Below are 20,286 nucleotides of genomic sequence, written 5' to 3'. Positions count from 1 at the left end.
TCCTCTAGATCTACAATATGTATGGTAATTCGACAATATAGGAGGGGTTCCCTTCCAAAAAGAGCATAAGAAAAGGACTGTTACATGAACAGCCCAAACAAGAGTAAACTTATGTTCTTATCTTTTCTTATTCTGAGAGAACAGAAGGAGCACTAGAGGCATGTGCAAGCTGCATACCATCCATGAGCTCTTGAAGATATAAACGTTCATACTGAATAGATTGCTTTATAGAAAGCTTATCCTCCCAGTACTCAAACTCCTGTTGACGTGCAATATCCATGGAAGCAAACAACGCTTGAAAAGCTCTGTGTTCATCTTTAAAGGCTTGTTTGGACTCAGAATGCCGTTCAATTAGGGCGCTTACCTCATCCAATCGACCTTGAATTGTTTGTATAAACCATGCTGGAAAGCCCAAGTCATCTCCTCCAATTTAGAAGTTTACTGAAACACTCCTGAATATCAACTTTTTCATGATGCAACCTAGCCTCCACCTCATTAGTGCTTCAGACTATCCTGCATCCTCACCTTCCCTTAGTATTCCCTCCAAACCGCAATTAGTTATCACCTCACAATATAGCAAAATTGTATGCGAAGAAAATGTTTTTTTAATGCTAAGGTCGAATTAAAAAAAATTATTCTTATGAACGAAGAGAATTACTATAGTTGCTATCTACTATAGGAAATATATTTCATTTTTTTAATCTCAAATCATTCTATATCTCCCCAAATTGGAATTTAGCATTAGGCTTGTGCAAAATTATAGATTAGGGAACTGATTTGATTTTTTTAGAATGATGAAGATTCATAGGAGAGTTTTTAAAGGATGCCTGGTATAACCGGAGGTATAAACTTATTCAGAAAATTTGATTAACTTGATTAAATGAATTGGTTGATAAAACAAAAAAAGAGAGGAATGGCTCCCCTCTTCAGATAATCGATATTTTAAACTGCACTGTGAAACAGGTAATATCTTAATCTAACTCTTGTCGCATTCTTGTATTACTTCTTTTATTTAATTAAACTGTGATTTTCAACCAAATATAAAAGATAGTTGTCCAAATCTGATAGGGAGTCGATTTCCGTTGAAATAATCTCAAGCCCCTCTTCTAGATACCTCAAAATTAATTCATCAATTTTTTTCGCATCCAACGGCTGTCCAATTTTGTCAATCAAGATATGCTTATATAAAATGTACTCCTCTCCTCTAGCGATTACTCCGTCTCCAATCATAAAATCACTTTTCACTCTCTCTTTAGGTTCGGGTACTCCCTCATTAGAAACCAATCCTTTAACAAATGCTAATTTTAATGCCTCCGGTCTCTTGTCATTCCAGTCAAGCTCACTCATAAGCTTCATAAGTTTTTCTTCCCCATCTCGAGAAAGAGGTAATCGTCCATTAGCCATTGAAAATGCTCCTATTCAAATGTAAAATAACCTTCACGGACATTCGTTGACATTTCTACATCATCGTATTGCAATAAATAAGATTTTTGGACAAAGGGCTCGATTTCTGTAACGAAGTCTTTAGTTATTTCTGTGTCTGTCGTCAGAATAATCACCTGATCACTTAAATTCGTAAAGTAACGATTCACTAAATTAGAGCGGTGAATACTATCGAGCCGCGCCAATGGAGTATCAATGACGAAAGGGAAATTCGTACCGGAAACTTTAGTGAGCGCCCAAATCATGGATAAAGCGATCAGTTGTTTCTCTCCTTCAGATCTTGAATTCAGATCGACCAGGTTATTGAACTCATCATATATTTTCAAAGCAAATTCCTTAGAATCAAATTCAACACGGTGTAAATCACGCTTACGGAACAGTTGAAGCAGTATCGCTTCAATTTCCGCTTTTAATTGGTTTGCCTTTAAAATTGTGACACGATCAACAAATTCTTTTGTCGCATCAATCAATTTGGACATCAAGTCTAACTTTTGCTCTACTGGACCGAGATCTTGTATCGCCTTTCTTTTGGTCGTGAGCTCTTTTGATAGATCTTGATGACGATCCTGAAGCCGACGGAGGTTTTCATTTCTGCTCTTTTTTGCATTGAATAATGCTCCAAGTTGTTCAGAAATCTTAGCAAGCTCTTCATCCTCAGCTTTAGTATCAATCACATCCGGTGCATCTTCTAGTTGCGCCATCAAGGTTTGAAGTTCAACATCAATTTTATTTTTCTTTTTAATTAAATCATTGATACTAAGGTTGGTAGGTAAATTCCAATTTAGAATTGCCTGGAGCTCATTGGGCGACAAATCATAGCTATGTAGGACTTTCATAGGCTCAACTTTGATATCCTGCATTTTATTAACCTTTAACCAAGCCTCTTTGCCGTGTTCTGTGATTTGATCTTTTTGAACACTCGTTAATGGAGGATTAGTCTCCCGATTTAATAAATACGCAATAAATTTATCAAACGGTGCAAACGCTGCTTGGCTTCTATTCAAAAGTGAGATATGTTCCTTCTCTTTTTTGATTTGCTGTTGGAGTTTTCTCACCAACGGATAAATGACTATTTTAGGTAGTGAGCGTCCAACGCTTTCTAGCGCCATTTTTATTTTTTTCTGTTCGTTTTCTAGTTCCCCAACTCGGCGATTGATTTGTCCCTTGGTAATAGAGTTACTTGCAAGTTTTCTCCGTCTTTCTTGATTTAAATAATTCTTTTTTTCATTTAGAAAATCGATCTCTTTTTCTACAGGCTTATCTTGCGATTTTAATGATTCTAACTCAGAAGCACACGTTTCCAATTGCGTAGTAAGTTTGATAATATCCTCATTTTTTACGGATTTCGATATATTCAATTCTGTGTTGTAACGAATTTGTGAAAGGTCACTATGCAATTGATTATAAAGTTCCAACGAAACAATCTTTTGTATCGCTCGTATTGTTTCTTTGGAATCATGTTCACCGACCAGGTCTCTAATTTTCTCAGCATCAAATATAAAAAATGGAGCAACATCAATAGGAATTCTTTGATCAATAAAATCGTTAAATTCATCTTCAGCAGCGGCGATAGGTCTCACTTTTTCAAACCCAGAGGAGACATATATTTTCCGCTGTTCAACAATTTCATTTTTATGATTCAACTCAAAAGTCACTTCAATAATATATTCACCTGTTCGATCACTAAAGGAAAGCTGAATACTACTTGCTTTTCCCCCTTCTCTTTTATACCGGAAATTGATTGATTCTTTTTTTATGACTTCATAGTCTTCTTTCGAGAATTTTCTTCTGCCATAAAAACAGATATAGAATGCATTAATGAGTGAGGTTTTCCCAGCACCATTCAATCCACCAACTAAAGTAATATTTTTCTTATAAGGCGAAAATTGCCCCTGTTTCTTTTGCAGTTCTAAGATTTGAACACCATAATATGGTCTATAATTTTCAAAGCTAATAAAATTAAAAATCATAGTAATTCCATCTCCGCTTCTTCTTCTTCTATCCATTCTTCAATCGAATCGGAAATGCGATCAAAAAGCCCTCTTCGTTTTGCCATATTCTTATCTGCATATTCTTTTTCTATTGAAAATAGCTCTCGTAAATATTGTGGATTAACACCGTATTTTTTACATATTTCGACTAACAAATCATCTTCATCTTGAAGTATATCAGCCATTTTGTTTACCTCCAGAGCCCTAATATTCATCCTTTGCGTATATTCATAACAATGTAGTTCATGTATACTTTTAATTATAGTAAATTTGCACCATATTTTCTAGGAGGAACTTCCAGTGGAGATTCTTTGTTCACCATACACTGAAGATATCGAACTCAATTTAGAGGATCGAAATATCAGTGATAAGCGAGTTTTACATTTAACCCCTACTTTAATTTTATATCGCAGACGCCTAGAGTTTTATGCGAAAAAACTGTCTCGACAATTACAAGTAAACAGTAACTCAACAGAAAAAATTGACATAGAAAAACAAATTCACAAGTACATTGACATCTACGAAGTAAATCAATATTTAAAAATGCTTCGTCACAATATGTCGACTAAAGTACTTACTAAATCTGAGAGTAGCGTTGTTTTAGAGCGTATCCTCAAAGAAAACCAATCTACTGCTAATCCGAGTTGGGGATCAGTTGTACAAGACTTGAATACTCTTTTTTACGATTTAAGTTTGACTGGAATAACCCCAGAAGAATTTCAAAGTATGAATAAAAGTAAGAAGTGGCTACTACTTATGGCTATTTACAAAATATATATAAAAAAATTAAACTCCATGAAAGTTGCAGATAGAGGTATTGCTAGTTATCAAGCCGCTGAGGGTCTTGATATTTCACAATATCAAGAACTGATTTTAGACGGCGCCTTTTTGCCCCCGACGCCCATTATTCAAATGATAATAAACAAATTTTCTGCTGCTAATAAACCCATAACAATATATCTTCCATTTGACTTAGAGGCACCAGATCATCTTGCTTTGAAAGCTACCCGAACAGCTTATGAAAAAATTAAGCCTATGTCAGAATGGAAATCGATACGAAGTAACAAATCTCAAACGTATTTTATTAACCAGCTTCCTAAGAATATTTTTAGTGATAATCAGCCTATATTTCTTGATGCTTCTTTCGAACTTTTACGTTTTAATACTGTTGAAGAAGAACTTTCTTTTATCATGCAAAAAATTTATGTTCTTATAAAATTTAAAGGGGTTAGTCCAAAAAACATTGTCATTATTACACCTGGAGCAATGCAGCTTCGTCCCTTAATGCGCGAAATATCCGAGCAATTCAATCTGAAGGTTCATTTACCAAGACGTCCTCTGATTCACCTGGTGCAAGGAAGAGCAATTAAGTATTTGTTTGATGTATTTACAGATATTCGAAAAGAAGAACATACGTACTTTACAACAAAAATGATGAAAGTCATGATCAACAATTCGCTATTAAAACATAATCCTTCATTATTTCAAATCTACGCTAAAATTGAAGGTTTCTTTGAAGATTTGAATTCTATAGAGGGTTTTATCAATAAAGTGGATTCTTTAATGATAGCTAAAGCTCAACTTGATCCAGCTTATGAGTTACATCCCCTAACAGATATTGATAATTATGAGCTAGTTGAGATAAAAACACTCTTGTTAAATATCCTTGAAATCAGCTCATCTATTATTGAGGTAACTCCAAAAACTATTAGCGATCACGTTCAAGCTTTGATCCATACACTACAAACAGATTCTCGAATTATGGACATTTCTCAAAGCTTATGGGATAGAATTTTGAAGATAACGGATACGATAGGTTATCAACATAACGTTGTTATTTCTGGCTTGGAGTTCGGTTCACGCATTTCAGCTTTCTTTACTGAACAAGAAGATTTTGAAGAAGGGCAAGAACCAGTTGAAGATCAGGAGGATGTTTACCTCAAAAAAGAAATTCTTGTTACGGGGCCAAATAACGTCGAGTTTCAACGTTACGATTATGTATTTTTGTGCCGATTTACCCAAGATAAATATCCCGAATCTAAAACCTATCCTTGGTGTATGCCAAAAGAAATTGAACAACAAATTCTACAGAGCAAAACAAGCCTTAAGGTGAATGATCTAAAAATGCTGGATACGTTCTATTTAGATCGATCCTTATATTATTTATACTTAACAATGTGTGCTCCAGGAATTCAATTGACAATTTCATACTCGCAAATGGATAATGGGCAACCACAAACTCCATCGCATTATTTACATGACATTGCCAAAGTATTTGGTATCGAAGAAGGCGACCGGTTAAAAAACAAAAGTGAACCCTCTTTGGAAGCACTTCTGGAAAGACACGGTGTTATAAAAAGTCCATCAAACCTAAAACCTTCTGCATCGAGCGAACTCATACCAAAAGACGGTTTAAAGTTCATTCTCAAAGAACGTAATTTCACTGCCGAAGATGTTGCTATTTTTCAATATTGTCAGCGTAGGTTTTATTACCAGCATAAATATCAAAAAGAGGGTATTTACACTCAACTTTTTCATATTCAATCTTATGCTTCGTCTTGTCTTTATGAAAAATCAATTCAATATCTAATAGAAAATGAACCTTTTCCAATAACAGAATCCATTGACTTAAAAAAGCAACAAAAACGGCTTCTGAATAATCTCAAACAATACAGACAGACCGCCGAGATTGACATACGTAAGGTCTTTCCCTTTGGAAATCGGCAGTGGCAGAATGTTACGGCACAAACCGATTTTTTCTTAAAGGAACTGCTTAAAATAATCTTTGAAAATCCTTATGTGTCAGAGATTCGAAAAAAGGGCGACAGCACGGTTACTATTCAACTTTCCTTAACCAATATTCCCGATATTATTCAAATTGGAGAATTCACCTTTACTTCTTTAAGGGAGTTGGAAGTACAATATAATAATCGAATCACTCATCGCTATTCAATCTCAAATCGCAAAGATATTTTATCTTTTAGATCCAGGAATCAAGATGAAATAGAAATTATGGAAGAGCTTAAAGACTGGTATTTTAAACTCAAAAGAGAATTCCGGGTTGAGTCAGATTCAGTTATTTCAACACTTAATCATGTTATAGACTCTATAAATCAAAACGAATTTAGAAAACATACTGGCGGGCATTGTAAGTATTGTACTTTTAATCATCTTTGTCGAGAACGTGAGGTCGCTTTATGATTACAGAAGAACAAAGACTCGCAATAGAATCTGATAAAAAGTTTATTCTAGTCAAAGCCGGTGCAGGAACTGGAAAAACTGAAGTTCTCAGTCGTCGAATAATAAGATTACTTTCTGATTTTCCTGATTTAAGTTTAAGGGACATGGCGGTTATAACCTTTACCAACAAAGCTACAGAAAATCTTTCTGCTCGTTTAAAGCTTTATTTATATCACCAATGGAAAACTTCACTCGATCCTTTAACGAAGCAACGCTTCCGTTATGAACTTGAGTGTATTAATTCAACTCAAATTTCGACGATACACAGTTTTTGTAAAACAGTGCTTAAAGAGGCTGGACCTCTTCATTTTCCTGATTTTAATTACTCACCTAATTTTGTTGTTTCCGAATATTCAATGAAACAAGCAGTAGATCGGACTTTTGAAACATGGTTTACTGAAAAAAATATTAATGGCGAACATATTTACCATGAAGAAATCATGCCTTTTCATGAGTTCAGAAAAACGTTTGTTAATCTTTATAACATGTTACGTTCTAAAGGATTAATGATAGGGCAGGTAATTAAAAAAACCGAAGAATCCCTTTCTCTAGAAACTGGAATCTCACGTTACATTAAACAAGAACTTGTAGATTTACTATATTCTGCAGTTAAAAATCATCAGCAACTTCGCTTTTACACGTTTGATCCTGACAATCTTCTTGAGTACTGCTATAAGGTCCTAGCACGTGATCAGGAAATTGTAGAAAACATAAAAAATAAGTACAAGTATATTTTTGTCGATGAGTTCCAAGACACCTCAATGTATCAGACAGGAATTATAAAGAAAATATGTGATGGAAGTATGGAAAGTCCGCACTTATTTGTGGTCGGTGATAGTAAACAGTCCATATACCAATTCAGAGGTGCTGATCTATTATCGTATCAATCTGTAGAAAATTGGATCAAACGTTCGGGCGAAGTCCTTAATTTATCAACAAATTTCCGATCGACTGGTGAACTTGTTTTCTTTGTAAATATGTTGTTTGAAAAGATTAAGAATTCTTATCCTAAACTTAGCTTTAAACCGGAACCTCTTAAGACACAACATGTCCTTCAAGAACCGGTAAATTTATCTGATTGCTACGATTGGTTACTTGCAAATAAAGAGGAAGGACTTAATCAGTTTGATTTGGTAAGTGATTATATTCAACAGCAGATTATCGCTGGACATGAACCGAGAAAGTTTGCTATCTTGTTTCGGAAAAATTATCAGATGATGGATTTTGCTACGGCTTTAGCCGATCGAAAGATCCCGTTTCAACTCATTGGCGCCGGGAACTTTTACAATCAACGAGAAATTATTGACACTTATAAAGTTATGAATTATTTATTGGAGCCAAAGTCAGCCATCCTAATTGAAGAAGCTCTTGAAACCCTTTATTTTGAATACAATAGAACAAGCTTAAATGTTGCCACTGAAGCCCTATTACCTCAACTACATCTGAGAACTCCTGCACAACTTTTGGATCAGTTGTATCAGCTTACAGGAGTTCGGGAGAAGCTCCTGAATTACAATCCTCAGGCAGCCACTAACCTAAATAAACTGAAAGAACTCACACGAAATATCAGTATCAAAGAAAATATGCAGCTAAATGAATTTATAGGTTGGCTAAATACTATGATTGCGTCCCACAAGGAAGAGCAGCAATCAGATCTTCTCGCTGGTGATGATTCGAATGCAGTCACGCTTATTACCATTCATAAAGCCAAAGGACTAGAATATCCAATTGTCATCCTGCCTTACTTAGACGATGTAACAAGTCAAACCGTACTGGCGCCTCCAATTACTTATTCACCTGATACTGGCTTAGAGTTTAGTTATAAACCCTATTATGGTGGTAGAAACTCTGGACGCATTTTAAGTAATAACTACAATTATAACCTTGATGAATTTCAAAATGAGCAATACTCAGAGGAACTGCGTGTTCTTTATGTAGCCTTAACGCGAGCTGAAAAAAGATTAGTGTTCGTCGGGGATGAACACTGTCCAAAAAAGGCGATTTGTTTTCAAAACTGGCTCAAGATTACTTAACTTAAATCAGAGCTTGAAATATAAATATTTGAAGGGTTGTCTCTAAAAATCAATTTTAGAGACAGCTCTTTTTCTTCGGTTAGAGAACTAAAGGAACATCCTACGATAAAGCTATACTCTATAACAGAATTATCTTTGAATTCATAGAAGGGCAAAATGCATACATTATCTTTTTTACGATTATTAATTGTATTGGATATCCCCATGGATATCAGAATATTGCTAATCTTTTCAGCAACTGTCCCGGATTTCAAAATGTGATTTTGAAAATAATATATAAAAATTTGATCAAGCTTCACATTTTTCATGTGTAAATGTCTGATTTCAGTAGCAATAAATAGAATTTCATCGACAAAGTCCGGAAACTTTATAATGTTCTTTTTAAAGTCATCAAACCATATCCTCTGTCTCAGTTCAAAACTCAAAGGTAATATTTCAGGATAGAGCAACGCCTTAATGGTGGTTAAAACTTCGTTGTTTAGTTGATTAACCTTAAATTTCGAGATCAGGTTGTCCACAAACTTTGATTCTAATTTCATTTCCAATAAATCATCTGCAGTCAAAATCCACTGCTTAGGTATAACCTCAGAAATACCTATTGTTACAACATCCTCCCATGAAAGATTAGCAAACCAACATGCATAACCCACTGGAAACTTTAATTTTCCTTTGAAAGCGCCCTGCGTATTACTTAGTACATCAGAACTCTCCATTACCTGCATTAGCTCATATGCATAATCCCGCGCCTGTTTTAGGGGAGAAGTTAGTCGTTTCACTCTATCTTCGATAAAAATCGTCCAAATATCAGGACTCAACCGCTGAATAGTTTTTGCCTTATAATCTTTCACTTCCAGGATAATTATTCCATAATAAGAAGAATAAAGAACAAAATCCGGTCTAGTTTCATGGATTAATGGCTCATGAAAAACATGCCATGCATCAGATAGTCCTTTTTTCAAAGCCCACAATACTTTTTGTTCTCCCTGGATTTGAGGTAAAGCGGCTTCCGGATAGAGAATCGCCATTTTATATCCTTCCTTACAAACCTTATTTTCCAGACAACAAGGAACAAAACTCGTCGATTTCTTCAATATTGTTATCTTTAGACAAGGAGACACGTACTGAATTTCTAACTTCGCTTAAAGTAAGACCGATACTTTGTAAAACATGCGATGGTTTGCTTGAACTGCAAGCTGAACCTGTTGAAATTGCAACACGATCCGATAATTTTTTAATTAATATCTCATTATTAATTCCTTTAAATTGAATATTAACTATCCCAGGGATCTTGTTGTAGTCATCACTATTAAAATGAATGACCTCAGAAAACATCGATACAAGTTTGCTCTTCAACTCTTTATCTAGCTGCTCTAAAATATTTGTCGTCTCCGGTTGCTCACTTAATGCTATTTCAGCTGCTTTACCAAAACCCACAATATTATGGACACTATGGGTGCCGCTTCGAAATTCATTTTCTTGCCCTCCGCCGTGAATTAACGGTGCTATTTTCGTACGAATTCCTAAGGTATCCTTTCGGATTATCGCCGCCCCAATACCTTTAGGACCATGAAATTTATGAGCAGAACAAGATAAGAATCTCACCGGTAATTCATTCAAATTGATTGCAATTTTACCAACGACTTGTGTAGCATCTGTATGAAAAAAAACATTTTCTTCTTCACAGCGCCGAGATATATATTTTATATCATTAATTGATCCAAGCTCATTATTTCCCCATTGAATACTGATTAATGTCGGACTTAATGAAACACAATCATTAAATTCTTCAAGATTAACGCGACCATACTTGTCAACATTTAAATATGTAACCTTGATACCTTTATTTTCAACATATTTGGCTATTTCAAGAACGGAAGAATGCTCCGCTTTTCCAATTACAAGATGTGGATTATCTTTACCGTACATCTCCATGACGCCTTTAATGATCATATTATTGCTCTCAGTAGCACCAGCTGTAAATATGACTTCATCCGCTTCACAACCGAGAAGCCGAGATATTTGCTCTCTAGCCTCTTCAACTGCATTCTTTGCATTTGTTGCAAGCGAATAATATTTACTTGATGGATTACCAAAAGATTCATAGAGGTATGGCAACATTGCATCCACTACACGACTGTCAATTCTAGTCGTTGCACTATTATCGAAATAGATCATATCTATCCCACCCCAGGCATTTTGGTCATTAAATTTATTATCATTTTTTCTTGATTCCCCGCATAATCATACTCGTTTTCAAGAAGTGAAATGCCTCGTTCAAGATGGGCGTTAAATAGATCCGGGAAATATTCTTCATCCGTTATCTCCCTCTGTGTATGTTGCGCTATAAGAGACTTAAATAAAAAATCATAAGCCCCCGTAAGAGTCGTACGATTAAACTCAAGTCCTGAAGTATCTCTCACAAAATTAATAACTGCCTCTGGGTTTCTTAATGATAGTACCACGGCATATCGGGACAAAATATTCGGAGTCATTCGTGTTTTATCTTGTAGGTTCTTTAGCTTCTCTGCCGTTTTTTTTGAAGTTCTTAGTCTAAAGTTCATGTTTAAATTCCTCCTGCTTGATGGACATATTAAAATATTCATCCGTCCATTTGACAGTTGACCTTTCGGCATCATAATCAATCGTATAAGTTTTGGCTAAAATGGGCTCAATTAAGGAGAAATTCTCTTCGTTAATTTCTGAGTCGGTTGCCAAAATAATTACTTGTTCACCACATCGAGGTATGAAAAATTCTATGATACTTTTCTTGTGTGTCTGGTCGAGTCGTCCTAATAATGTATCGAAAACAAACGGAAGTCTTCTATTAGAGCACATTGCCATTGCCCATACAGTAGCTAGTAGCAAAATCTGTTTTTCACCTGCGGATATATTCTCAATCGAAATTTCTTCTTGAGAGGCATCATAAATTTTAAGATGAAAAGTCTCTGGATTTATCTTTACTCGCTTAATAAAAAGCTCTTTTCTAAAAATAGCCTGAAGCATAAAGGCAGTCTGCTGTTCAACTTGTTGTAGTTTCTTTCGGATTTGTCTAGTTCTAAATGCTCGACTTACATCCAATACTCGAGTTGAGATTTCGAAAATATTACCAGCTTTCTTTGTATTGATAAGTTTCTCTTTTTGCAATTCATATGCCTTATTTTTCTCATCCATTTGTGCATGCGCAAGTTCAACGATCTCCTGCAACTGCCTCTTTTTAAATTCAGCTATTTTTATTTCATCTTCAATATCGCGGATATTATCAATAAGTTCCTTCAAGTCAGAAGAAGAGTCATTTTTATCAATTTGCTTTTTTAATTTCTGCACTTGTTTTAATAATTCAGTGTTTTGTTTAAAGTCTCTAAGTAGTTCTTCCGGATTAAACAAGGCGATTTGTTGATTGAATGCTTCAATCTCTGCACGTTGTTGACTTGAAGCATTGTGAATGGTCAATTCATTTTCAGAAGAAATCAGTTCAAATAGCCCTTTCAAAATAAGGTCTGATTTCTCTTCATTTAATGTAAATTCATCGACATAAGTGTTGAATAAATTCGCCAAGTCGTTTGTATTAATTAATGCAGCCACATTATTTTTCACTTCATTTTTAGACTCAGTTTTCATCTGACTAACTGTAGCAGCAACAAGATCTTTTACAATAACAAAAGGAAATAAACTGTGAATGAATTCTTTGTTCTTCTCCATTTTTAAGAAACGCTGATTTTCAATCATATTAATTTCATTAATTAACTCGTCTCTTCGCTCTTTTACTAAACCACCATGGACATTAAATTGTCTTTTTTGTTCAGTTAAATGAGAAGTAGCATTTTCAATTTTTGTCTCCACTACATTCAGCTCATCAAGGCTTTGTTCATATTTCTTTAATAATTCATTACTCTCATTTTCTAAGTCTAATAGGTACTTCTCTTCAATAGACAATGTTCCCATAACATCAGCTTGTTTTAAATAGTTAAATAAATCAGCTTCTAAATTCTCAAATAGATCCAGGTTAAACATGACTTTTGCCGTTTGTTGAAGGTATACGGATAATGTTTCGTTTGACACCACCTGTGAAATTTTCTCTCCATCAAATAAGCAAAACTCCAATAGTTGCGGTGGTGTTTCTTCACGCAATCTAGAGAAGAATAATTCGATTTCTTCGTCTTTCATAGGAATACCATTGCGTTTTAACGAAATTCCTTCTTTCAAGCTATATTTATGTCGTGTCCAACTACGATTAATGACATATTCGTTTTTTTTCCAATCTTCAACAATTTCCACTTCAAGGATAATTTGAAAGAACCGATCATTTGTTTTTTTAGCTTGTGTATTTAGCCTAGCATCAATTTTATCAAAATAGGCTGGTGATTCGTTTTTAAGTCCAAATGAAAATGTACCATAGAGCGCTAAACGGATAGCTTCAAGAATAGTTGTTTTTCCCGATCCATTTTTCCCACCAATAAGTACAACGTTCTTTTCTTTTCCCTTTGTTTGAATATTGAAGTCATATCTTCCCCAAAACTGCCCAATATTCACAAGTTGCAGTCTATTAAACTTCATTCTTTGTAACCTTCTACCTTCCCGTAATGTAACCAATCTTGTTTAAGAATCTTATCGAAATCTTGAAATAGACCTCTACGAACACGGTATCCACTGTAATTCTTCTCAACATTAATTAGTTTTTTTATAAGTTGAAGACTGACTTGATGCTCTTCGCATAAAAATTCCAAGTCCGTAATTTGATCTTCCTCAAACAGAGCGCGTTCATTGTAGTCCCAGTCCAAATCATGCCCTATTACGTCGAAATAAATTTTCGGCAAACTATCAACCCAATCTCCTTCTTCAATCCACAGTTTACGAATATGCTTGAGTTCTTCTACGGTAATCAATTCATAATCAGGATCGTATGGATTTTCAACAGCAGCTTGTGTTTCTAAAAGTTTCCGCAGTATCTCTTTCCGTGCCTCTAATGTGAACGGACCTAATCCAAGCTCTTTGTCTTCACCTTGCCCAACAAAATAGATACTTCCGTTCATACGTTTTTTCTCACGCATATCTCTGTTATCTCTGATGTCAGAAAGCCATTTTCGATATTCCGCCAAAGGTCGTAACCACTCTTCTCCAGATTCAATAAACCCATTTAAGGCTTTATCTTCCTTAACGACGGTACAAGTCCAGCATCCAAATCTGCTGTTCCCACAAGAACCAGCGCTTTCTTTAATATCTTTATCAACGATTAATGGACATTCGCCACCTGATGAATTTTGATACAAACCATGTAGTTCAAAATTGTCATTGCCCCATGGGGAAGGTTCAGATAGCAAGTAATTCCAAATATCATCTAACTCAAAGCCTCTTATCGGCGCATATACATAAGCATTGGAGAGTGTTGAGTGTCGCATTAAAACTTTACCATCTACCGTGTGGTTCTCCATCACTTGAGCTCTTGTAGCACTCTCAGAGTCTCTCACTCCAAGAACCATAATTACCTCTCCAAAATGATCTACTTTATCTTTAATGAATTTATTCGCCGGATCGATCTTCATTCGATCGGTACACCAGCGGAATTTTTGGCGCGGTGAAGGGTATCCTTTTCCAATAATAGAAGACCAAAAGCTCTTTTCGGTCTCAGGTCTAACTTTATGAGTTTCAAACGGTAAATCGAGTTCAATTGCCTTATCGTCAATGCGCTTCAATGTTTTATTAATTGAAGAGATAATTAAAGGAGTTTCAACTAACGTGTCAGAAGAAATGACATATATTTTTTTGTGACGCTTTTCTTCGGGTAATTTAGCGATTGCCTGGAATATAAGCTGTACAAGCACTGTTGAATCTTTACCACCACTATAACCAACTACCCAAGGAAGAGAATCCATTAGGTAAACAGCTTGAATGTTTTGTATCGTATCATCAATCTTATTATCAGTTAAGATATTTATCATGCTGTTTCACCATCTTTCAATTTATCCTCCAGCAACTGTTCTTGCTGGTTTAATGGAATCCCTATTTTTATTTTAATTAAATTCGAAGTAAGTCTAATTGCTTCAGCGTTTTTGTTGATTCTTCCCATATGTCCAAAAGAACGTCCTAGCCATTCTGTATTACTTCGACTCCAATCGATTTCTGATACTTTTCTCAAAAATATCATCCAATCATTAGGATGATTGAGCATTAAATAGTTTCCTATTTGCCCCAGTGCTTCAAGTGATACGCCATGAGCGTTAATATAATTTACTCTAAATTCGTTCGGAGATAATTGTTTCTTCAATACTAAATTCCACTCCACCATTGAACTGCACAATTCGTTCCAAAACTCAAGTAAAAAGCTTTTCTCAGATTCAGAAACACGATCTCCTTTTCGTTTTTCTAAAATCCGACTATTTGTGTTATAAATGTTACTTAAAACAAATATCTTCGGAGATAACTTTGAAAGTGACTGCTTTTCCTTATCAGTATATCTCTCAAGTATATTTATATTCTGAATTATTTCTTTTGTAATATTTGCGAGGTCATCTCGGTGTTCATATAAAATGCCTAAGGATGACGTTGTATTGACCGCATGACGATTTAAGTCGCTGAATATCTGCTGACTCTTTCTCAGCCCTTCATCTTTGAAAAATACAACTGATATATTTTCATTTCCAAGCTCTGGGGATACCTTTAAAGAATCTTCAATAGCCGCTCTGCGATGTTGACCATCATTAATAAGAAATCGAGCCTCCAAAGAAATAAAAAGACGACCTAAATTTTGAAAATTAGGATCATCCGTGTAGGGTTGAAACTGCATTTGTCCGTCTACCGAGGCAGTTAGTGAACTAAATACATAATCTTTTGGGTTATCCAATATGTAGTTTGAAATTTCGGGAATTCTTGACCTATTAAGTGTACGTTGAGCTCTAAATTCCGGTGGGATTTCTTCTTCGTCAAAAAGGAAAATTTTGGGTATTAATTTCAACGGACACATTACTACATAAAACTCATCAGAAGCTTGAATACCCCGCAAAGCTGGAAAACTATAGCTGAAGGTTGCATCCATTTATAAACCACCTCGTTATTACGTACGTAGTTTCCAGTTTATATGTTAATGCAATCGACATTATGGGTCAATGACTTGATCATTATTTCTCACAAATAAAAGAGGTTTTTTCTAAATATTTGGAACTCCTCTTACACTACATTCAATAGATACCAAGCTCCATCAAAAAAGAGCAAAACTAACAATATCTAGGTTTGGCTCCTATTTAAACTCTATTAAATTCTGTAATAATTTCAAACTAAGTCTCTCTCACCCCAAACCAACCACCGTACCCTGCAAAGCCAACCGCCTCTGCAAGTACGCCTTCAGATGAGGATCCACACAGTAGATATAACACCCCTTCGTTCCCCGGGTCATTAATGTCCTGTAGGTGTTTCGTATAATTTGATCGGCCTTTCGGAGTGCCTCGTCCTTATCTTTCTTATACAAGGTCTTGAAGCCTGAAAGCGACTTATCCGTTTTCGCACGTTTAAACGGGTCGGTGATGATACGGTTATTTTCATAACGCATATCTTCACCAATGATCACTCCGACATAGTCAAACTCAAGTCCCTGTGAGGTATGGATGCAGCCCACTTGTTCGACGGATTCGGGGTCGATCGCCCAGGTTGTCGTATTGCTAAGGTTCCAGCTCATGAAAAATTGGTAGCTTTCTAATTGAATGTCATGAACCCCAGGATTGTTTTTTCCATCCGTCTTCCAATCCCAGCAGTAGCCGGCAAGCATTCTTGCCTTATTATTCATCTGATTTTTGCTGAAGATTTCGTCCCGTAATGCATTGGGGTCATCATAGAGCCGAATTTCATAGTCGAAATCGAAACCATCTGCGTTTGCCGTTTCGCGGATATCGAGTACATCATCGAGCCATGCCAGATATCCATCGGATCCATTACATCGGAATTGAGAAGCCAACGTCAACTCCGTGATATCCGCATCCATTTGTTCAGCATACTGTCTAATCTGCTCTTTGCTGCCGACATCATGCATCGCGATCTTCTGATATTCATCGATAAAAAACACAGAAAACCGGGCAGCTCGGATGATCTCCATCGTTTGATTAATCCCTTTATTTTTGAACAGACCCGATTTTTCATTTAAGCGATGCGCCTCGTCAACAATCAAGCAATCAAATTCATTTGGCAATGCTTCATAGTAAACGCCCGATCCCTTAAACAAGTTATCAATGACCGATTTCTTCACGTTTTGCTGCAGCTTTTTCATATATACGTTGCGAGGTGCGCTGTTCTTGGTAACATATTGGCAGACTAATTCTCGTGCCGTGAGCTCTACCAAAAGATTAATTCCGAGAACCGACTTACCTGTCCCTGGGCCGCCTTCGACAATCAAAACTTGTTTTTTTCCTGACTGGGCTTGCTGCGCCAATCTTAACGCTTCTTCATATACTACCTTCTGATCGTCAATCATGATGAATTCTTGATTTCCCTGCAACATGCTGACGAGGGAATCCTGCAGCGATTTAGAGGGTTTGATTTTCCCATGTTCAATTAGGTAAAGCGATTTGTTTCTATCGGTCTTTTTAATGAAGGTCGAAATAAACCCTCTTAACTTTAGAGCATCCCCCTTTGAGAAGATAGGAGCATCCTCCAGGTATTGATTATAGATAGGATGCAACAGAGGGTCATTATCGGTCTGTACATAGTTATGCAAATAAGCACACGGATAGAGCTGCACTGCTTCATTCTGCACGGTTTCGTTATACTCGCTAATCAGATGGGCATAAGACCAAGCCTGATAAGAAGGATGCTGGGTTCTCGTCTTTGTTCTGTTAAAGTAAGTTTTAACAAGGCCATCTGCATCCTCAACCGCTTCAACTTCTGTCCATTGCTTAAGCTCGATAATGACAACGGAGTATTGATCCTGTTCGTTCAAGCCGGTGATCATGAAGTCGATTCTTCTTGAAGACGCGGGGATTTTATATTCAATCGCGACTCCTGCGTCATCCGGAATGGTCGATGTATTTAATACTTTATATAGGTAGTTCATGGAATTATTCCATGCATTGATTTCCCCCATGGAAACCTTGCCGACTCTTTGCACGAATTGGTTATGAATCTTTACCGCAATGCTGTCTTCGGTCACATCGTTCATAAATTGTTGCTTGGTCGATTCATAAATAATCATGGAATTCTCCCCTATGTGTTCACTGCCGTGTACTTTTTTGCGAACTTCCCTTGAAGCTGGAGATCGGGTATTTCTCCGCGTTTTTGTTTATTTTCTGAAGGATGGCATCCTTTACATCGATTTGCAAATCATGAACGAGCGTTAGCGTGTATATGAGAATATCAGCGATTTCGTCCTTCATGTCGGAATAATGTTGCTCTATGGCTTGCTGACTGTTCTTCCATTGGAAGAGCTCCAACAGTTCGCTAGACTCCAGCGAGATAGATAAAGCCAGATCTTTGGGATCATGGAATTGCTTCCAGTCCCTCTCATCACGGAATTGAATAATTTTCTCGATTAATTCGTCCATTTGTACCCCCGTCATGTTGTTCACTTTTAATCTCTGACACTTGCTCTGCACAAAATAATGATAGCCCAATCCTCCATGTAAATCCATGAATTTCCTGCAAAATAAACAGAAAAAGACGTGTTCCAAGCCGTGCTCCATTTATCGGACCAAGGCTTCCAGTACACGTCGTGGGTATGCGGAATGACCTGAAACTTCGCAGTATAAACATCCTTCTCATCGCATAGGACAACCTGAACGGTTGCTGCTCTGAGGCAGTTTCGCTTGTTTTCAACGACCGAACCGCAGGGATTCGAGTTTCAGGAGAGTACCAAAGTAATGTTTACTCGGTTTTGTTAGCATCGGATTTGATTACAAAAGCATACTCTTGCTGTTTATCCCCTTGTTGAGCGATGAGGAGAAATCCCCTCAACAGCCGCCCAGGCTCATAGTCTTTAGTGTCTGAACTAAACTTAGAGCTTAAATTCTCGTTTAATGTAAAAGCTCCTACGTTCTTATCTATTTGAAGTGTAACTGTTTCGGTGGCTAACGATGTATATTTTATAGTTCCATCTTCATTAAGGATATAATCATATAGCTCATACTGATCCGGGGGAGTCTCCTGAAAGTCTATAGAGATGACTTCACCGATTTTTACATAGGGTATTGTTATTTTATCATCTGCAATAATAGACTCAAACAATGTAGAATCATCTTTTCCCACTGCGCTAGCCCCTTCATTCTTTTTCAACGAATTTGTCAGATCAGCGTCTTTAGTCTTTAACGTAATATTTTTGTCTTGAACATTTTGAGAACTACATGCAGTAAGCATGATCAGCACGAGTAATAATAACACATGAGATTTAAGAAGCACCCTCATTATAATTGTGGCCTCCTACCTACCATTTAAGTACTAGGATACTAAAAGCTTTCCCCACTATTTTTAAATATAATGGAGAAAGCTTATAGAGAACTAAAATTTACCGCTTCCACATAGTAAGCGCATTTGAAGCATAAGGTGAATACTCAGCGGTATGGCTCATCAGAGGACCTTGTCCCCACTTGGAAGTTACCCTTAGTTTCTTCGGACTTGCAAGTGGGCCACCATTTGTCGTAACAATAGCTGAATGCAATCCTCCATCATAATATACACGTGTACCAATCCCTGCATTAATCAGATTTGTAACACTTGCATAACTCCCATCAGTCATATATGCACTCGCATTATTCATCCAGTATGTATTGCTTGTTGTGTTCGAGTACCACGCGTATGAATGACAATTATAGTTTGATGTGGATGACGATACAAATGTTGCACTAGGATAAGCTGCCTGTGTTTGTTGATTTAAGCTAGCTTTCTGAGTCACCGTAAGTTGCTCTCCAAGAATATCGACTGGCACTGAAGTGCCGTTCGGTGTGCGCACATAACTGCTCGCAGCTGCAACGATGCTATTGGCCTTTTCTTTCTCATTGATACTATTCAGTATAGATTTATCTGTAAGAAGGATGTTGAGTGTACGGTCCTCAAGAGAGGGATCCTCAGTGTTAAACGCTTTTGCTGAAGATAATTTTCCCAAAATAGCCTCTCCAGCATCTTCCCTTTGTTTCAGCTCAAAAAATGCATCAGAATCCTCTGCTAAAGCTTCTAACGCTACTTCATAAGAATCGTAGAGATACAAATTTACAATCAGTGGAAAATCCAAAACCGCATCAAGCACTTCATCAGTAGTCATCTTTTCCAATACAGTCGTAGGGATATCGGTCGCGTCAAGCATTTCTTGTTTTGATGTGAACTCTGCCCATTCCTTATCAGCAGGCGTTACCGGATACTGAAATTCAGTGTGTTGTTCGACAGAACCTGCTTCAGCAAAAACACTTGTACTGAAACCCACCGCTAACATGACTGATAACACAATACTACAAAACTTTTTCATATTCACTCTCCTTCAGCAAATTTTTAGCATAAATAAAACAAATAAATTACCAGTACATAGACCACCTCTCTCCTACGTCTACCCTATCATACGCCTTATGTCGAAGTAAGGTATTTTTTGTATTAATGAAATAATTTTATATATATTA

The 20,286-nt window shown here is 36.4% G+C and carries 16 protein-coding genes; 2 read left to right on the top strand and 14 right to left on the bottom strand.

Going from position 1 to position 20,286, the window contains the following annotated elements; all coding sequences use genetic code 11:
- Window positions 1–127: 127 nt before the first annotated feature.
- From ACE6ED_RS22860 to ACE6ED_RS22845, 4 genes are all read right to left on the bottom strand, one after another.
- A complete protein-coding gene (locus tag ACE6ED_RS22860) occupies window positions 128–415 on the bottom strand; it encodes a hypothetical protein (protein WP_410829737.1) in 288 nt (95 codons plus the stop codon).
- A 593-nt stretch (window positions 416–1,008) separates the two neighbouring features.
- Complete coding sequence (locus ACE6ED_RS22855) at window positions 1,009–1,404, bottom strand: hypothetical protein (protein ID WP_410829736.1); 396 nt, start codon at window positions 1,402–1,404, stop codon at window positions 1,009–1,011.
- A gap of 11 nt (window positions 1,405–1,415) precedes the next feature.
- Window positions 1,416–3,413, bottom strand: a complete 1,998-nt coding sequence (gene dndD / locus ACE6ED_RS22850; protein WP_410829735.1) for a DNA sulfur modification protein DndD — start codon at window positions 3,411–3,413, stop codon at window positions 1,416–1,418.
- Window positions 3,410–3,619: a DNA modification system-associated small protein gene (locus tag ACE6ED_RS22845; protein ID WP_410829734.1), complete on the bottom strand. Its 210-nt coding sequence runs from the start codon at window positions 3,617–3,619 to the stop codon at window positions 3,410–3,412. Before ACE6ED_RS22845 ends, dndD (ACE6ED_RS22850) begins: the two co-directional genes overlap by 4 nt.
- Before the next feature lie 115 nt (window positions 3,620–3,734).
- Here ACE6ED_RS22845 and ACE6ED_RS22840 point away from each other — a divergent pair, with 115 nt between their 5' ends.
- On the top strand, window positions 3,735–6,635 hold the full coding sequence (locus tag ACE6ED_RS22840; RefSeq protein WP_410829733.1) for a PD-(D/E)XK nuclease family protein: 2,901 nt from the start codon (window positions 3,735–3,737) through the stop codon (window positions 6,633–6,635).
- Window positions 6,632–8,707: a UvrD-helicase domain-containing protein gene (locus tag ACE6ED_RS22835; protein WP_410829732.1), complete on the top strand. Its 2,076-nt coding sequence runs from the start codon at window positions 6,632–6,634 to the stop codon at window positions 8,705–8,707. The genes ACE6ED_RS22840 and ACE6ED_RS22835 overlap by 4 nt, the downstream gene beginning before the upstream one ends.
- Here ACE6ED_RS22835 and ACE6ED_RS22830 read toward each other — a convergent pair.
- The 10 genes from ACE6ED_RS22830 to ACE6ED_RS22785 form a co-directional block, all read right to left on the bottom strand.
- Window positions 8,704–9,732, bottom strand: a complete 1,029-nt coding sequence (locus ACE6ED_RS22830) for a nuclease-related domain-containing protein (RefSeq protein ID WP_410829731.1) — start codon at window positions 9,730–9,732, stop codon at window positions 8,704–8,706. The two genes, ACE6ED_RS22835 and ACE6ED_RS22830, sit on opposite strands and share 4 nt — an antisense overlap.
- A 22-nt stretch (window positions 9,733–9,754) precedes the next feature.
- Complete coding sequence (locus tag ACE6ED_RS22825; RefSeq protein WP_410829730.1) at window positions 9,755–10,882, bottom strand: cysteine desulfurase family protein; 1,128 nt, start codon at window positions 10,880–10,882, stop codon at window positions 9,755–9,757.
- A gap of 2 nt (window positions 10,883–10,884) precedes the next feature.
- Window positions 10,885–11,268, bottom strand: coding sequence for a DNA sulfur modification protein DndE (gene dndE / locus ACE6ED_RS22820; protein ID WP_410829729.1), 384 nt, complete (start codon window positions 11,266–11,268; stop codon window positions 10,885–10,887).
- The gene (gene dndD, locus ACE6ED_RS22815; RefSeq protein ID WP_410829728.1) at window positions 11,258–13,261 is read right to left on the bottom strand and encodes a DNA sulfur modification protein DndD; all 2,004 of its coding nucleotides are present in this window, start codon (window positions 13,259–13,261) and stop codon (window positions 11,258–11,260) included. The genes dndE and dndD (ACE6ED_RS22815) overlap by 11 nt, the downstream gene beginning before the upstream one ends.
- Window positions 13,258–14,643, bottom strand: coding sequence for a DNA phosphorothioation system sulfurtransferase DndC (gene dndC, locus ACE6ED_RS22810; protein WP_410829727.1), 1,386 nt, complete (start codon window positions 14,641–14,643; stop codon window positions 13,258–13,260). Before dndC ends, dndD (ACE6ED_RS22815) begins: the two co-directional genes overlap by 4 nt.
- Window positions 14,640–15,737: a DNA sulfur modification protein DndB gene (gene dndB / locus ACE6ED_RS22805; protein ID WP_410829726.1), complete on the bottom strand. Its 1,098-nt coding sequence runs from the start codon at window positions 15,735–15,737 to the stop codon at window positions 14,640–14,642. The genes dndC and dndB overlap by 4 nt, the downstream gene beginning before the upstream one ends.
- 249 nt (window positions 15,738–15,986) lie before the next feature.
- A complete protein-coding gene (locus tag ACE6ED_RS22800; protein ID WP_410829725.1) occupies window positions 15,987–17,879 on the bottom strand; it encodes a DNA/RNA helicase domain-containing protein in 1,893 nt (630 codons plus the stop codon).
- Between the two features lie 19 nt (window positions 17,880–17,898).
- Window positions 17,899–18,228: a MazG-like family protein gene (locus ACE6ED_RS22795; protein ID WP_410829766.1), complete on the bottom strand. Its 330-nt coding sequence runs from the start codon at window positions 18,226–18,228 to the stop codon at window positions 17,899–17,901.
- Window positions 18,229–18,547: 319 nt separating this feature from the next.
- On the bottom strand, window positions 18,548–19,084 hold the full coding sequence (locus ACE6ED_RS22790) for a hypothetical protein (protein WP_410829724.1): 537 nt from the start codon (window positions 19,082–19,084) through the stop codon (window positions 18,548–18,550).
- 100 nt (window positions 19,085–19,184) lie between these two features.
- Window positions 19,185–20,138 carry a hypothetical protein gene (locus tag ACE6ED_RS22785; RefSeq protein WP_410829723.1) on the bottom strand — a complete coding sequence of 318 codons (954 nt, stop codon included), beginning with the start codon at window positions 20,136–20,138 and terminating at the stop codon, window positions 19,185–19,187.
- Window positions 20,139–20,286: the final 148 nt, after the last annotated feature.

The organism is Paenibacillus nanchangensis (genome assembly GCF_046543445.1).
Lineage (GTDB): Bacteria > Bacillota > Bacilli > Paenibacillales > Paenibacillaceae > Paenibacillus_AQ > Paenibacillus_AQ nanchangensis.
Note: the sequence above shows the minus strand (reverse complement) of the source record. Positions and strands in the feature narration are given on the sequence as shown.

What these genes read in the sequence shown, in the direction of transcription:
- ACE6ED_RS22855 (WP_410829736.1), bottom strand. Translation starts at nt 1,404, where the DNA reads ATGGCTAATGGACGATTACCTCTTTCTCGAGATGGGGAAGAAAAACTT.
- dndD (WP_410829735.1), bottom strand. Translation starts at nt 3,413, where the DNA reads ATGATTTTTAATTTTATTAGCTTTGAAAATTATAGACCATATTATGGT.
- ACE6ED_RS22845 (WP_410829734.1), bottom strand. Translation starts at nt 3,619, where the DNA reads ATGGCTGATATACTTCAAGATGAAGATGATTTGTTAGTCGAAATATGT.
- ACE6ED_RS22835 (WP_410829732.1), top strand. Translation starts at nt 6,632, where the DNA reads ATGATTACAGAAGAACAAAGACTCGCAATAGAATCTGATAAAAAGTTT.
- ACE6ED_RS22830 (WP_410829731.1), bottom strand. Translation starts at nt 9,732, where the DNA reads ATGGCGATTCTCTATCCGGAAGCCGCTTTACCTCAAATCCAGGGAGAA.
- ACE6ED_RS22825 (WP_410829730.1), bottom strand. Translation starts at nt 10,882, where the DNA reads ATGATCTATTTCGATAATAGTGCAACGACTAGAATTGACAGTCGTGTA.
- dndE (WP_410829729.1), bottom strand. Translation starts at nt 11,268, where the DNA reads ATGAACTTTAGACTAAGAACTTCAAAAAAAACGGCAGAGAAGCTAAAG.
- dndD (WP_410829728.1), bottom strand. Translation starts at nt 13,261, where the DNA reads ATGAAGTTTAATAGACTGCAACTTGTGAATATTGGGCAGTTTTGGGGA.
- dndC (WP_410829727.1), bottom strand. Translation starts at nt 14,643, where the DNA reads ATGATAAATATCTTAACTGATAATAAGATTGATGATACGATACAAAAC.
- dndB (WP_410829726.1), bottom strand. Translation starts at nt 15,737, where the DNA reads ATGGATGCAACCTTCAGCTATAGTTTTCCAGCTTTGCGGGGTATTCAA.
- ACE6ED_RS22800 (WP_410829725.1), bottom strand. Translation starts at nt 17,879, where the DNA reads ATGATTATTTATGAATCGACCAAGCAACAATTTATGAACGATGTGACC.
- ACE6ED_RS22795 (WP_410829766.1), bottom strand. Translation starts at nt 18,228, where the DNA reads ATGGACGAATTAATCGAGAAAATTATTCAATTCCGTGATGAGAGGGAC.
- ACE6ED_RS22790 (WP_410829724.1), bottom strand. Translation starts at nt 19,084, where the DNA reads ATGAGGGTGCTTCTTAAATCTCATGTGTTATTATTACTCGTGCTGATC.
- ACE6ED_RS22785 (WP_410829723.1), bottom strand. Translation starts at nt 20,138, where the DNA reads ATGAAAAAGTTTTGTAGTATTGTGTTATCAGTCATGTTAGCGGTGGGT.